We start from the raw sequence: 14,171 nt of genomic DNA on the forward strand, positions 1-14,171 counted from the left end.
TTAGCCAGCATTCATTAGCCATTAGGAGGACTTTTGCATATGGAACCACAAACGATGGTCATTTTGATCATACTCGCCAGCATTCTCATCTTGACCGCACTAGATATCTGGAATCGATACAAAGTACGTCGTTACGTTCGGCTTGCTTGGGGAAAACTTCCCCGTCAGCCCCGCTTTGATAAAGAAGCGAGTTTGAAAAAAGCTTGGCTGACTGAGAAGAAGTTTCACGATTTTGATAGCGAGGTCGATGACATCACTTGGTATGACTTGGATGGCTTTTCGTTGTTTGAGTCCATTAATCTGACGTTTTCCAGTGTTGGTTCAGAAGCGTTGTACCAGCAATTACGCAATTTCCACTTCAAGCCGGACAAACAGCTGACCAAATTGATCGACTTTTTTGCTGCTGACAGTGCCGCACGCGAACAATCCCAATATACGTTTGCTCGTTTAGGAAAACAAGATGATAATTTTTCGAAAGCCTACTTGGCCAATGAAGCGGCGCAATCGATCGGTTCTCTGCCGTTCTTTGTCTTTTTAGGTGTGCTGCCATTAGTCGGCATCTTGCTGCTCCTGCTGGGGATTGTCCAAGGTCTCCTGTTGACGTTGATTAGTGTCGTTTTCAATACGATCTATTACTCCATCAAAAAAGCCAAGCTGGAAACAGAACTGAACAGCATGCGCTATTTGGTTCAAACGATTGCCTGTGGCAGTCAGATCGCTAAAATCAACACGCCCCTCCAAGATGAGATCAAACAATCTTTGTCACCATTAAAGAAGATCACTCGTTTCGCTTTCTCGTTTCGTGCCAAAAACGGCAGCGAAGGAGACATGTTGTTTGAATACATCAATATCATTTTTATGCTGCCGTTTATTTCCTATCAAACGGTCACCACTACTCTGGCCAAACACCAACAAGCAGCCATCGATCTGTGGAATTTGCTGGGAAAATTGGAAGTCGCAGCCGCCATTTTAAATTTTCGCACGTATATGCCCATCACTTGCCTACCGACCTTCCAAACAAGCGGAGGTGTAGAAGCAACGGGTACGTATCATCCCCTTCTGAGTGAAGCAGTCATGAATGATGTCACTTGGAACCACAATACCCTTGTAACTGGCTCCAATGCCTCAGGCAAATCGACATATGTCAAAAGTGTCGCCATCAACTGTATTTTGGCACAAACCATCCAGACAGCAGTAGCTGAAACCTTTACGATGGTTCCTGGTCACGTCATTACCTCGATGGCTGTCGAAGATGATCTATTTGAAGGCGACAGCTATTTCGTGGCGGAGATCAAATCCATCAAACGCCTGCTAGATACCGTTGCCACGAAACAGCGCTGCTACTGTTTTGTTGATGAGATTTTAAAAGGAACAAATACGGTGGAACGAATCGCTTCTTCTGCTAGCATCATCCATTGGTTGCGAGCCTACCCATCATTGGCCTTTGTCGCTACCCATGATATTGAGCTGACTGAAATTTTGAAAAATGATTGCCGCAACATTCATTTTTCTGAACAAGTCACGGAAGATGACGGCATCTCCTTTGATTATAAGGTCAAATCCGGTCCTGCCTTGAGCCGCAACGCGATCGCCCTCTTAAAAGTCATGGGCTACCCTGAAACGATCGTTCAAGACGCCTACGCCGCCGCCAATGATTTTGATCAAAATCGTAAATGGCAGGAATTATAACTTCACACAAACAAAAGCGCCTTATCCCAGTGTCAGTCACAGGATAAGGCGCTATTTTATGTTTCATTTAGTCAAACAAACCAGTCGTTAAACTGTATTGCTCTCCTTGTAGCACATCATATTGGATCAAATTGTAGGCATCATAGATTTCTTGGGCTTCTTGATCCAACGCAAGAGTCGTCTGCCATTGTCCCTCTTGATAATATTGACCCAGTTCAAAAGCCGGCAACTCATCTTGCAAGGCCAACAACAACTGGTAAAACCCGCTGGTTGGTTGATCACTGGCTTCTAATAGGTTCGGCGCAAAATAAAAAGGACTTGTTACTGGTACATCTTCTGGCGCAAAATTCCCTTGCGAATCAACCATCAAAAATTCGGTTTCATGCAGGGCAGCCGTTTCATTTTGATCCTTGATCTCATCGGCATAAATGCCTGGTAAATGATCTCCCCAAAAGACGACCAGCGTTCGCCGATCCAGCTGCTCTAATTCAGCCACAAAGTTTTTCAACGCTGTACTGCTATAAGAGATATCCTGTAGGTAGTTTTCCAAAGAAGCCATATTGCCAGGACCGCTCGCTTGGTAATTCAACGTATCGTATTTGCCAGCATAAGGCATATGGGTCTGCATCGTCACTAAATGGACAAATTGCGGTTGCTGATCGTTTTCCAACAAAGCCAGCACTTCTTTGTAGGCCGCCTCATCAGAGATATAAGGATTATTTTCGATTTTGTCGGTATAGGTCATCGTATCTTGATCGATAAACTGTTCAAACCCCATCACCCCATAGACATCCTTGCGTTTGTACATCGATGTATCGTAAGGATGGATCGCCGCTGCCGTATACCCTGATTGTTCCAAGAAAGAAACCAAGGATGGCAGTTGCGTCAATTTCGGCACTAGCATCGTGTAAGGCGTTGTCATCTGTGGATTCAATAGGCCCATGGCAAAACCAGTCAACGCTTCAAACTCGATGTTTGCCGTACCGCCTCCATAATTTTGCGAAAGCATTTTTCCACTGATGGTTTGATCGGCGACGTGGTAATAGTCTTTCAACGGATCGCCGGTGATCGATAAGCCATTTAAATGGCTCGGGTCGGAAAAACTCTCGCTCATCACATAGACGATATTTGGTGCTTCACTTTCACGGTCTTGATTTTTCTCCGCAGCCTGTGCATTGTAGGTGTCCGCAATCGCTTGGATCGCTTCTTTTGAATACCCCTCAGGCTTCGTCATGGCATCTACCCGCAGGTTGTACAAAAAACCACCGATAAATCCCGTATTGTAGTAGTTCATTTTTTGTGAATACGGAATCCAGAGCGCCGTCTGATTGTAGGCTTTGCGTAAAAGGTTGTTGCTGTCATTGAAGTGAGAAACATAGACTAAGCCCAGCGAGCATACGACCAGCACCGCTCCTCGCATCACTTGCAAACGCCGGTTTAATTTGCGGCTGCGATAGATACTCCAGCCGATCGCTCCGATCGCCACCAGAGCGAAGAGGATGGCTAAGAAAAAGGCGCCATTGCCGATCATAGTTCGTAGAAGGTCGAATTGAGTGACCATCTTTAAATCATCGGGATAGATTGGTTCTTGGCGATAGACCATCTTCGTGTGGTTGGCATACCCTAAGATTCCGATGACGACACTATAAAAGATGCCCCCGATCAGTACCGAACCTGCCAAGCTGGCAAACACCCCATACACCAGCAGTAGCACCCCACAAGCCAAGAAAAACTTTGCTGTATGCCACGAAAAGGCAAATTTCAGAGCTAATTCAACGGAAAGATTGTTTTGACACCATTGCAAATATAAATTACTGAAAATGATCAACAGGACGATGGCGATGCCTTTTAATGCGATCTTCAGATAAGGATGGCTATTTATTTTCACGAAGGAACATTCCTCCTTTTCTACACATTCTAGGTACCCTCGTATTTTATGCTTTCGAGGCAAGAAAGTAAAGCCGAGGTAAGAAGCTTTTGTTATTTTTAAAGAAAGCAACCCTCATAAAAAAGAGTCTAAGGTTTCTTGCCCCCTAGACTCTTCTTTCTATCCGAATGGAACTCAATCACTGGTTTCGTTTATTTCCAAAAATCATCAAAAATCGTGACTGGCAAGTGGCGTTTGTGTTGCGTTTTGTTCCACCAGTTTTCAATGGTTTGTTGGGCTTCAGCCGCAATTTCCTTGCCTTCTAAATAGTCATCGATGTCGTTGTAGGTCACTCCTAAAGCTGCTTCATCTGCAACTAAAGGTTTGCCGTCTTCCAAGTCCGCAGTCGGGACTTTGGTATACAATGCTTCTGGTGCGCCTAAGTATTGCAAGAGTTGGCGGCCTTGGCGTTTGTTTAAACGAAACAGTGGTAAGATATCGGCACCGCCATCGCCGTATTTCGTAAAGAAGCCGGTGATATTTTCAGCAGCGTGATCCGTACCCAGAACAGCTCCTGCTTTTTCACCCGCAATGGCATATTGCGTAATCATCCGTTGACGGGCTTTGATATTGCCTTTATTAAAGTCAGAAACCGCTAAGCCTGCTTCTTCCACCGCTTGCACTTGGGCATCGACGGCGGCTTTGATGTTTACCCGCAGCTCAATATCTGGTTTGATAAATTCAATGGCTTTTTTTGCATCTTCTTCATCTGCTTGTTCCCCATAAGGTAAGCGTACCCCTATGAACTGATAGTTGGGATTCCCGGTTTCACTGCGCATTTCCTCCATCGTCAATTGCGCGATCCGGCCAGCTAATGTCGAATCTTGCCCACCACTGATCCCCAAGACAAACGTATGCAAGAACGAATTCTTTTGCAGATACGCCTTTAAAAAATCAATACTCTTACGAACTTCTTCTTTCGGGTCGATGGTCGGTAAGACTCCTAATTCTTTGATAATTTCTTGTTGCATGGTCATAGAAACGCCTCCTCTTATTTTTTGAAGCAGCTGACTGATCCTAGGACCAGCGCAGTTGCGGATTACAAAATCGCGCCATTGGTTTGTTTACGTACTTTTTCAATCGTCCGCATTTTATGATCCCAACATTCTTGCGAGAGATCAACTGGGTACTTCTGTGGATTCAAATCACGTTTGTACTCATCCCAAAGGGAATCCAAGCAATTCGTCGCATAGGCTTTGACGTGTTCTAAGTCAGGTACTTGATACACTTGCTGGCCATCTACAAAGATATCTTGCAACAATGGTCGCGCATCAAAGTTCGTCACTGTTTTGTTGATAAAAGTGTGAACAGGATGGAACATGAACAGTTCGTCTGCTGCTTGCGGATTTTCTTCCCATAGCGTGACATAATCGCCTTCTGACTTGCCGTCCGATTTACGGGTGATCCGCCAGACTTGTTTTTTCCCAGGGGTCGAAACCTTTTCGGCATTGCTGGATAATTTGATGGTGTCGATCATTTCTCCCTGCTCATTTTCGATGGCAACCAGTTTATAAACCGCACCTAATGCCGGTTGATCGTAAGCGGTGATCAGCTTGGTGCCGACACCCCATACATCGATTTTCGCCTTTTGCATTTTCAAGCTTAGAATCGTATTTTCGTCTAGATCATTGGAAGCATAGACTTTGGCTTCCGTGAATCCCGCTTCATCCAACTGTTCACGGACTTTTTTCGAGATATAGGCCATATCGCCGCTGTCGATCCGCACACCTAAGAAATTGATTTTATCCCCCATCTCTTTGGCCACACGAATCGCATTTGGCACACCTAAACGCAATGTATCATAGGTATCGACTAAGAATACGCAATCTTTGTGGGTTTGGGCATATGCCATAAATGCATCATAGTCATTGCCGTAGGATTGCACGAGGGAATGGGCGTGGGTTCCGCTGGCTGGGATGCCAAAAATCTTCCCTGCCCGCACATTACTCGTCGCATCCGCTCCGCCAATATAGGCCGCTCGAGTCCCCCAAATGGCTGCATCCAATTCTTGTGCCCGCCGTGAACCAAATTCCAACAAGGGATCCGTGCCGATCACGGATTTGATGCGGGCAGCTTTCGTGGCGATCAAGGTTTGGAAATTGACCATATTTAGTAACGCCGTTTCGATCAGCTGCGCTTGTGCCAACGGCCCTTCTACTTGTATGATCGGTTCATTGTTGAAGACCAAATCGCCTTCTAACGCTGAACGAACGGTACAAGCAAACTTGAACTCCTTTAGATACTCTAAAAAGGCTTCTGGGTAGCCGCCGATTTCTCGCAAGTAGGCAATATCCGTTTCTGAAAAGGATAAATCGTTCAAATAATCGATCAATCGTTCCAGACCGGCAAAGATCGCATAGCCGTTTTCAAAAGGCATGTCACGGAAATAGCATTCAAACACCGCATTACGATCGGCTCTGCCTAACTCCCAATAGGTTTGCATCATGTTGATTTGGTAGAGATCAGTGTGTAGCGTCAAGCTGTCATCTTTAAATAATTTCTGCATGTTCTTACTCCCTCTAGCTTACTTCTTCTCATTATAGCAAAAAAAACACAAAAGACAGAAAATCTTGTTTTTTTCAAAAAAAAGTTGGGTTTTTGCCAGTACAAGGCAATCCATCTGAGAACAAATTGCTCAAAAGCATGGGTCAACCTCCTACTTATTGCGCATTATTTACGCGCTCGTATAAGGTCGCCCCTTTGTTCAACGTTTGATTGCTCTTGCAACGTGCATGTCCCAACTTCTTTCAACTAGTGTTCTTTCACAGGCAATTGAACAAGAATGACATCTTTTCTCGGTTTAGAAAAGGTGATGCCTCTTGCTTCCATTTCTTTACGAATATTAACGTTGACGGTCACGTCTTTGCGATCGACCTTCAGCAAACGATGAATCGCTGTGTCGACTTCTTCCCGACTGATTTTCTTTTTATTGTTGATCAATACTAAAGAAATCGTATCAAAACTATCCACATAGAGAATCTGCGTCCGATCAAGCGAGTACAATTTATAGTATTTGATCGCTATTTTGTCGAATAGGTACTTGGAGATGTTCGGGTAAAAAGTTTCCATATTTAGATTTTGGTTTACTGGGGTTTCAATCAACTTCATGCACAACATCCTCTCTCGAAACTAATTCTGTTAAAATAAAGCGGCCAACACCGCCGTCTTCCGCGCGCTCAATGGTTCGATCACAAACTGCTTTGATCGCTGGGCTGGCATTTGCTACCGCCAAAGAAACATCCACCGCTTCAAACATCGCAAGGTCATTTTCACCATCACCGATCCCGTAGCTTTTGGCAGCGGGAAAAGCTTCTAAAAAGCTACGGATCGCCGCACCTTTGGTCGCCAATGGATCAACGATCTCCAGTGTTTGGACAAAGGATTGAAAAATCGCTGCCGTTTCTGATTGGATCATCGCCCGCAGCCGTTCTCTTTTTTCGTCTGACGCTTCCATCAGTTCGATTTTGATGACCTTTATCTCTGGATGTTCCTTCGTAAACTGCAACACGTCGTCTTTATGAAGGCATTCGTTGTAGAAGAACTCGTATTTGTAGTCAGCGATGATTTGCCCTCGCTCCCCTAAATCCGCGAGTAACTGCTTGCGGCTTTCTTGAAATTGCGCTTCATACAAATGCGCTTGTGGGGAAATGATGCCATGGTCAGTATGTAAGAAATAAAAAACCTCTTCTGTTTCTAAGATACCAATCACTTGCGCCAAGGTCTTATAGGGCAAGGTATGCGTCAAAACAGGCGCTTCTCCTTTTACCATCAGACCGGCGCCGTTTCCGAAAATCACATCGCAGGAAAGGCCTTCTTCCGCCATCATATCTTGAACAAGCTCAAATCCTCGCCCTGTGACAAACACAAAGTGATCCCCTTGGGCTTGCAAACAACGGATGGCTTCTTTATTGATCTCATGAATCGGGTGCCCCATTTCTTGGAACGTCCCATCAATATCAGAAAAAACTATTTGCATCTTATCTTCCTTTCTTTGTTATAATTATAGCACATTTTAAAAAACGCAAAAAAATTTTCTTGACTTTGTCGTTACGTCAACCTTTAGGATACAGGTGTAAGGAGGGAAAAGCCGATGGAATATACGATCAGTGCCTTAGCCAAACTGTCAGGAGTCAGCAGCCGTACCCTGCGGTATTATGATCAGATCAAGTTGTTACAACCGCAACGCACCAACTCAGCTGGTTACCGTATCTACGGGAGGCAGGAAGTCGATCGCCTACAGCAGATTTTATATTTTAAGTCTTTTGGGCTGTCATTAGAAACGATCCGCGGGATCTTGGATGAGCCGCAAGCATCGATCCAAACGGTCTTGTTGCAGCATTACCAACAGCTTTTACAAGAGCGAGCAGCCCTGGACAGTCTTTTGACCACCTTAGCGCAAACAATTGATTATTATGAAGGAGAAAAGACGATGACCGATCAAGAGAAATTCAGTTATTTTAAGGAACAAAAAATTCGTGAAAACGAAGCGAACTACGGTGCCGAATTACGAGAAGCCTACGGTGAGGAAATCATCGAACAAAGCAACCAAAAGTGGCAGCAGATGACCCAAGTCGATTATCAAGCACTGACCGACAACGAAAACCGCTTATTGCAGCTATTAAAAGAGCTGTTGAATGAAAAGGAAGGGAAACGAATCCCTTCTGACAAAGCCCAAATGGCTTTTGCTGCGCATCAAGCATGGCTTAAACAAGCAGCGCCCTTTTACTCAGTAGAATATCACCGATCTTTAGGGGAAATGTACGTTCAAGACGAGCGTTTTACCGCCTATTACGATCAAAAAGCGGGCGTCGGTAGCGCCCAGCTGTTGAAAGAGATCATTGACCATTACACCGAATCCCTTTAAAAAAACGATGCGCAAGCACTGCCCACTCAGGGGCTTTGTTTGGGCATCGTTTCGTCTATGCTATCGTTTGATGAACTCATAGGGCATGCGATAGTTGCCGCTTTTTTCCATTATCGCCAATTGGACGGCAGTCTCCCCGCAAGCTTGCAAGTGATGATCGATCGTTGAAAGCTGCAGCAGCTCGCTGATGTATAAATTGTCCCGTCCAATCACAAGCCATTCTCCCGGCGCCTGCGATTGGATCCCAGCAGCAACATGATCCCCATTGGTGAAGATCGCTTCGACCCCTTTATCTGCAAAATAAGCAGCTGCTTCTTTGCCATCTTCTTCCGTCAAACAATCCCAAAAGATCAAGTCTTCGGAAAAGGTCGGAAAATAGTCATGAGCCAAACGGACCGTGATTTTTGAATTGCTGCTTAGCTTGCGGCTACGTCCCAATGTCACGCCGATTTTCTGGATACCTTGTTCCTTAAAATACGTAAAGACTTCTTTGATCGATTCCTCTCGATCGATATAGGTGCAGCCGTCAGTCAAATACGGGATATTCTCACAAAAGACGATGCGACCGTAGGAACGATAGGGCAATAAGGTTTCGATCGGATTCGCCCGCGAGGCAATGATCAAGGCATCAAAGCTTTTCGCCGCAAATTCTTGCAAATACGCTTCCTCTACTTGCGGATCATAGTTCGTGGCTAAAAGCGTCACCTTATAACCCCGAGCAAACGCTGCTGTTGTGATGCCGCTCAACAAGCGATCGAAGTACGGATGATTGACAAATGGCAGAATCACACCAATATTTTGGGTTTTGCCAACACTCAATGCCCGCGCGGTGTAATTTGGAATATAGTTGACCTCTTTCATGACAGCCAGAATCTTGCGACGCTTTTCTTCACTGACATACGGATTGTTGTTAATGACTCGTGAAACTGTGGAGACCGAATAACCGGTCAAGCGTGCAATATCCCGAATGTTTGCCATGACTCACTGCTCCTTAAACGAATAATTGTTCTTTCATATAGTCTATCACACTTAACCCACATGTATAAAATTCATAGTAATCGTTGTGATGGATAAATCCGATGCGCTGAGACCCGAAGTGTTCATCACACGTCAAGTGACTGATCTCATCCACAGGAATTTCTACTAACCGTTCTTGAAAGAACCCTTTTGGCTTCGTCAATACCAGTTGTTGTCCATCAAATGCCAACGTCACATAACAACATTCCGCACCATTTTTTTTCATGTATGTATTCATGTTTCCATCCCGCCTTCCTTTTTATAAATCAAGCATACTGTATGAAACGCGTCTCAGAGCAAGTCATTTGTTTCACTTTTTGACAAAAACCGATCGCCCTTCATGTGAATCACTTCGCATATTTTGCTTTTGTTGGTACAATAAAAAGAGAACAGTGCGAAAAAAAGCGCTATTTTTTAAGGAGGACCGCAAAGTGACATTAGAAGAAGCTTTTTTATTAGACACCTTGCGTTGCCGCTTCAAATTTTTAAGAGAAGAACGCGGATTGAGCCCAAAAGAAGTATGCCAGCATCTCGATGTGTCTTACCCCGATTACACCTTATACGAAGCAGGCGATCGCTTACCCGATGTATTGACGCTGCTACACGCAGCTTCCCTCTATAATGTTTCTGTCGATTACTTATTAGGACAGACAGAACGACCAGAACGGTATTTATGCTAACAATCGACTTTATCGAAAAAACGATCAAATGGTCGTTTTTTCTTTTGCCTCTTTCCCACTTTTCATCGATTAGCAACAATTGTTATCTAATCAAATGAAAAAAATCAAATCATGCGGTTCTTCTTGAAAAAAAATGATAGAATAAACCATCATACATAGAAGGAGTTCAAACAAACATGACCTATGCACTAGAACTAACCGATTTACGCAAAGTCTATGCCACCGGCGTTGAAGCGTTGCGGGGCATAAATTTGACGGTGGAAGAAGGCGACTTTTATGCCTTGTTAGGCCCCAACGGCGCTGGAAAGTCCACCACCATCGGCATTATCACCTCTCTTGTCAATAAATCTTCCGGAAGCGTCAAAGTCTTCGGCTACGATTTAGACAAAGAATTGGTCCAAGTCAAACAACAGATTGGTTTGGTTCCCCAAGAATTCAATTTCAATCCCTTTGAAACGGTCCAGCAGATTGTTGTCAATCAAGCTGGGTATTATGGTGTCCCCCGCAACGAAGCCATCAAGCGCAGCGAAAAATACTTGAAGCAGTCGAATTTGTGGGAAAAACGCAATGTTCGTGCGCGGATGCTGTCGGGCGGGATGAAACGCCGTTTGATGATTGCTCGTGCCCTGATGCATGAACCACGGCTATTGATTTTGGATGAACCGACGGCAGGTGTCGATATCGAATTGCGTCGGGAAATGTGGAGCTTTTTGCGGGAGCTGAACCAAAATGGCACAACGATCATTTTGACGACCCATTATTTAGAAGAGGCCGAAATGCTTTGTCGCAACATCGGGATCATCCAATCTGGTGAACTGATCGAAAACACCAGCATGAAGTCCTTGTTGGCAAAACTGCAATTTGAAACCTTTCTTTTTGATATCGCACCGATCAAACAAGCACCAACGATCAATGGGTATCCGATCCAAATGGAAGATGAACAGACCATTGCCGTTGAAGTCGCTCGGGACCAAGGCGTCAACGATCTTTTTGCTCAATTCAGCCAGCAAGGGATCAATGTCCTCTCCATGCGCAACAAATCCAATCGCTTGGAAGAACTATTTTTGAAAATCACCGAAGAAGCACACGAAGCGGAGGAAAACCATGTTTAGTCTTTATTTTACAGCCTTAAAAAGTTTAGCGGTCAAAGAGACCAACCGCTATCTACGGATTTGGGTGCAGACCCTCGTCCCACCCGTCATCACTACTTCCTTATACTTCATTATCTTTGGGAAAATGATTGGCAGCCGCATCGGCGAAATGGGCGGCTTTTCTTATATGGAATTTATCGTTCCTGGGTTGATCATGATGTCGACGATCACCAGCTCTTACTCCAATGTGTCTTCTTCCTTCTTTTCACAGAAGTTTCAAAAAAACATTGAGGAACTCTTAGTGGCACCGGTTCCTACTCACGTCATTATTTGGGGCTTTGTCTTTGGCGGACTTGGCCGTAGTATCTTGGTGGGCACATTGGTGACCATCATTTCCCTTTTCTTCGTCCCATTACATGTTTATTCTTGGGTCATCGTTGTCTTAACCCTAGTCATGACCGCCATCTTATTTTCATTAGCAGGGTTGCTAAATGGGATCTTCGCCCAATCCTTTGACGATGTTTCCATCGTGCCAACCTTTGTTTTACAACCATTGACCTATCTTGGAGGCGTCTTTTACTCCATCAGCATGCTGCCGCCGATTTGGCAAACGATCTCCAAAGTCAACCCGATTGTGTATATGATCTCTGGTTTCCGTTACGGCTTTTTGGGCACCATCGATGTCCCGATTTTCCTATCCATCGGTATTTTGGTCTTGTTCATTGTCGTCTTATACAGCGTATGCTGGTACTTGATCCAAAAAGGCCGCGGGCTGCGTAGTTAATTGCAATAAAAAAAAGATGAACTTCATTAATGAAGCTCATCTTTTTTCTTTTATTAGGCATTCAAAACGACTTTTTCCAGCAATGCACCGGCTTGGTGTCTGCCTTCTAAATCAGTACTTCCAGAAAATTGCTGCACGCGATCCATGTTGGTGATCAAAACGATCACCATGGTTTCTTTGCCTTGCTGCTTGATATAAGGTAGATCCATTTGTGCCAGTTTGGTTTGCGGAGTGACTTGCTCCCCAGCTTTGACAAAGACATCAAAGCCTTGTCCGCCAAGTGAGACTGTATCAATCCCCATATGCACAAGAACTTCAACGCCGTTTTGGGTTTTGATCCCGACGGCATGTTTTGAAGGGAACACAGTGGTGACTTCGCCACTGACCGGTGCAAAGATTTGCCCATCTTGTGACTCGATGGCATAGCCTTCTCCCATCATTTTCGTTGAAAAAACTTCATCTGGTACATCTTCTAATGGGACATATTCTCCATGGGTCACGGCATGCAGATCCACTTCGTTGGTGTAACGATCGCCTTCGGCTGCTTGATTTGGTACCAAGAACCAGCTCATTGCAAAGGATAAGCCGATTGCCAAGATGATCCCTAAAACAGCATAGATAAAGTATTCCCCAATATAGGCTGGCAAACTAAAGATACTTGAAAGAATATATCCATAAATCCGAACACCGAAGAAACTGATGAAGGCAGACGCCACAGAACTACCAACTGTTGCTGCGATGAAGGCTTTTTTATACTTCGACAAAATCCCGAATAACGCAGGTTCTGTGATCCCTAACAAGCCCGAAACAGCCGAAGATAGAATGATCGATTTTTCTTCTTTGGTTTTGACTTTGAAATAAATAGCTGCTGTTGCGCCGGTGATTGCCATATTTGCCATAAACATCATTGGCATCAACATGTCATACCCTTGATTGGCGAAGTTTTGCAAAGCGATCGGGGTCATGGCATGATGCAGTCCCGTGAAGATTGCAATTGGTCGAATCGCCCCTACCACAATTCCTGCTAAGACAGGCGAGATAGTGAATAAACCAGCCACGCCAGCAGCCAGTAAGTTTCCTAGATGGATACTGATTGGGCCAATGACCGTTAATGTCAAGATACCAGCGACAAACAACGAAATCGTCGGTGTAAACACGGTACGCAGCACTTGTGGTAAGAGTTTATCGACCCAACGATAAATATAACTGAGCCCCAGCACGGCAAAGATAATGGGAATCACTGTTCCTGCATAGTTAAAGACGGGTACTGGCAGTATGCCGAACAAGCGAAAGGCGGAAATACTTCCTTCGGCTACCGCATTGGTCATCGTTGGAAATTGCAGCGTTGCCGCGATTGCGATCGCTAAATATTGATTGGTTTTAAAAATCCGAGCGGCTGAGGCAGCAACAAAAAATGGCAAGAATGTAAATACGCCGCTCGCGATCATGTCGATCACTAAATAGGTGTCTGTTTGATTAGAGATGACATTCAAAGCCACCAATCCAGCCATTAATCCTTTGATCATTCCTGCGCCAGCGATAGCTGGAACGATCGGACCAAAAACGCCAGAAACGGTATCCATAAATAAGGAAACAGCCCCTTTTTTCTCTGATGTTCCCCCTTGGTTCGCTTCATCAAGACCTAATTCTTTGGCTAAAGGTGCATAATAATCAGCAACATCCGTTCCTATCACTACTTGCAGCTGATTGCTTTGATATTTTGTTCCTACGACTTTGGGTGTTTTTTCTAACGCCGCATAGTCGACTTTCTTCTCATCCTTTAAATCAAAACGCAAGCGAGTCATACAGTGCCATGCATTGTTGATATTTTCTGATCCGCCAACATCTTTAATAATCTGTTTTACGATGTCTTCTTTGGTCATCTTTTTTTCCCCCTGTTGTTTGCTAACGGTCCTGATCCTTTTGACGGGCGCCCTTTCAGGTGTTTCCGTTTTCACACACATAGTAGCATGCTCACACAGACTTGTAAAACCAGTCCTTTTTTGATAAAAACAGAATAAAAACGCTATATATCAACGTTTCATTATAAAACAGTAAAAAATTGGACTGGTTTTATGGTGTATATCTAGTTTTTATTAGACCAAATTGACAGCGGTTG

At 44.5% G+C, this 14,171-nt stretch carries 13 protein-coding genes; 5 read left to right on the forward strand and 8 right to left on the reverse strand.

Annotated elements, in window-relative coordinates; genetic code table 11:
- Positions 1 to 39 precede the first annotated feature (39 nt).
- A complete protein-coding gene (locus IGJ17_RS13195; RefSeq protein ID WP_086316512.1) occupies positions 40 to 1,689 on the forward strand; it encodes a MutS-related protein in 1,650 nt (549 codons plus the stop codon).
- 67 nt (positions 1,690 to 1,756) lie between these two features.
- On the opposite strand, the gene IGJ17_RS13200 is transcribed toward IGJ17_RS13195, so the two are convergent.
- The 5 genes from IGJ17_RS13200 to IGJ17_RS13220 all read right to left on the reverse strand — a co-directional run bounded on the left by IGJ17_RS13200 (position 1,757) and on the right by IGJ17_RS13220 (position 7,592).
- A complete protein-coding gene (locus tag IGJ17_RS13200) occupies positions 1,757 to 3,577 on the reverse strand; it encodes an LTA synthase family protein (protein ID WP_429961500.1) in 1,821 nt (606 codons plus the stop codon).
- A gap of 191 nt (positions 3,578 to 3,768) precedes the next feature.
- On the reverse strand, positions 3,769 to 4,593 hold the full coding sequence (gene nadE / locus IGJ17_RS13205) for an ammonia-dependent NAD(+) synthetase (protein WP_016612726.1): 825 nt from the start codon (positions 4,591 to 4,593) through the stop codon (positions 3,769 to 3,771).
- A gap of 62 nt (positions 4,594 to 4,655) precedes the next feature.
- Positions 4,656 to 6,122: a nicotinate phosphoribosyltransferase gene (locus IGJ17_RS13210; protein ID WP_005234120.1), complete on the reverse strand. Its 1,467-nt coding sequence runs from the start codon at positions 6,120 to 6,122 to the stop codon at positions 4,656 to 4,658.
- 245 nt (positions 6,123 to 6,367) lie between these two features.
- Positions 6,368 to 6,724 carry a DUF1827 family protein gene (locus tag IGJ17_RS13215; protein ID WP_077451954.1) on the reverse strand — a complete coding sequence of 119 codons (357 nt, stop codon included), beginning with the start codon at positions 6,722 to 6,724 and terminating at the stop codon, positions 6,368 to 6,370.
- Complete coding sequence (locus tag IGJ17_RS13220) at positions 6,711 to 7,592, reverse strand: HAD-IIB family hydrolase (RefSeq protein ID WP_429961501.1); 882 nt, start codon at positions 7,590 to 7,592, stop codon at positions 6,711 to 6,713. Before IGJ17_RS13220 ends, IGJ17_RS13215 begins: the two co-directional genes overlap by 14 nt.
- Before the next feature lie 114 nt (positions 7,593 to 7,706).
- On the opposite strand from IGJ17_RS13220, the gene IGJ17_RS13225 reads away from it, so the two are divergent.
- A complete protein-coding gene (locus tag IGJ17_RS13225; protein ID WP_142437415.1) occupies positions 7,707 to 8,480 on the forward strand; it encodes a MerR family transcriptional regulator in 774 nt (257 codons plus the stop codon).
- A gap of 60 nt (positions 8,481 to 8,540) precedes the next feature.
- Here IGJ17_RS13225 and IGJ17_RS13230 read toward each other — a convergent pair whose 3' ends face one another.
- Together IGJ17_RS13230 and IGJ17_RS13235 are read right to left on the reverse strand one after the other, a co-directional pair.
- Positions 8,541 to 9,458 carry a LacI family DNA-binding transcriptional regulator gene (locus IGJ17_RS13230; RefSeq protein WP_429961502.1) on the reverse strand — a complete coding sequence of 306 codons (918 nt, stop codon included), beginning with the start codon at positions 9,456 to 9,458 and terminating at the stop codon, positions 8,541 to 8,543.
- A gap of 13 nt (positions 9,459 to 9,471) precedes the next feature.
- Positions 9,472 to 9,735, reverse strand: coding sequence for a hypothetical protein (locus IGJ17_RS13235; protein ID WP_005228502.1), 264 nt, complete (start codon positions 9,733 to 9,735; stop codon positions 9,472 to 9,474).
- Positions 9,736 to 9,928: 193 nt separating this feature from the next.
- Between IGJ17_RS13235 and IGJ17_RS13240 the strand changes: the two genes are divergently transcribed.
- The 3 genes from IGJ17_RS13240 (at position 9,929) to IGJ17_RS13250 (ending at position 12,052) form a co-directional block, all read left to right on the forward strand.
- Entirely contained in the window at positions 9,929 to 10,177 is a 249-nt protein-coding gene (locus tag IGJ17_RS13240) for a helix-turn-helix domain-containing protein (protein WP_005234115.1), read from the forward strand.
- A 176-nt stretch (positions 10,178 to 10,353) separates the two neighbouring features.
- Positions 10,354 to 11,289 (forward strand): ABC transporter ATP-binding protein, encoded by a 936-nt coding sequence (locus tag IGJ17_RS13245; protein WP_428206642.1) that lies wholly within the window; start codon positions 10,354 to 10,356, stop codon positions 11,287 to 11,289.
- On the forward strand, positions 11,282 to 12,052 hold the full coding sequence (locus IGJ17_RS13250) for an ABC transporter permease (RefSeq protein ID WP_005228499.1): 771 nt from the start codon (positions 11,282 to 11,284) through the stop codon (positions 12,050 to 12,052). The genes IGJ17_RS13245 and IGJ17_RS13250 overlap by 8 nt, the downstream gene beginning before the upstream one ends.
- Before the next feature lie 53 nt (positions 12,053 to 12,105).
- Here IGJ17_RS13250 and IGJ17_RS13255 read toward each other — a convergent pair whose 3' ends face one another.
- On the reverse strand, positions 12,106 to 13,935 hold the full coding sequence (locus IGJ17_RS13255) for a glucose PTS transporter subunit IIA (RefSeq protein WP_086316516.1): 1,830 nt from the start codon (positions 13,933 to 13,935) through the stop codon (positions 12,106 to 12,108).
- Positions 13,936 to 14,171 lie beyond the last annotated feature (236 nt).

The sequence above is a fragment of the Enterococcus sp. DIV1096b genome (assembly GCF_050498765.1).
Classification (GTDB): domain Bacteria; phylum Bacillota; class Bacilli; order Lactobacillales; family Enterococcaceae; genus Enterococcus_D; species Enterococcus_D entomosocium.

Bases quoted from the DNA above. Each gene is read 5' to 3' on its own strand.
- IGJ17_RS13195 (WP_086316512.1), top strand. From the start codon at position 40: ATGGAACCACAAACGATGGTCATTTTGATCATACTCGCCAGCATTCTC.
- nadE (WP_016612726.1), bottom strand. From the start codon at position 4,593: ATGACCATGCAACAAGAAATTATCAAAGAATTAGGAGTCTTACCGACC.
- IGJ17_RS13210 (WP_005234120.1), bottom strand. From the start codon at position 6,122: ATGCAGAAATTATTTAAAGATGACAGCTTGACGCTACACACTGATCTC.
- IGJ17_RS13215 (WP_077451954.1), bottom strand. From the start codon at position 6,724: ATGAAGTTGATTGAAACCCCAGTAAACCAAAATCTAAATATGGAAACT.
- IGJ17_RS13220 (WP_429961501.1), bottom strand. From the start codon at position 7,592: ATGCAAATAGTTTTTTCTGATATTGATGGGACGTTCCAAGAAATGGGG.
- IGJ17_RS13225 (WP_142437415.1), top strand. From the start codon at position 7,707: ATGGAATATACGATCAGTGCCTTAGCCAAACTGTCAGGAGTCAGCAGC.
- IGJ17_RS13230 (WP_429961502.1), bottom strand. From the start codon at position 9,458: ATGGCAAACATTCGGGATATTGCACGCTTGACCGGTTATTCGGTCTCC.
- IGJ17_RS13235 (WP_005228502.1), bottom strand. From the start codon at position 9,735: ATGAATACATACATGAAAAAAAATGGTGCGGAATGTTGTTATGTGACG.
- IGJ17_RS13245 (WP_428206642.1), top strand. From the start codon at position 10,354: ATGACCTATGCACTAGAACTAACCGATTTACGCAAAGTCTATGCCACC.
- IGJ17_RS13250 (WP_005228499.1), top strand. From the start codon at position 11,282: ATGTTTAGTCTTTATTTTACAGCCTTAAAAAGTTTAGCGGTCAAAGAG.
- IGJ17_RS13255 (WP_086316516.1), bottom strand. From the start codon at position 13,935: ATGACCAAAGAAGACATCGTAAAACAGATTATTAAAGATGTTGGCGGA.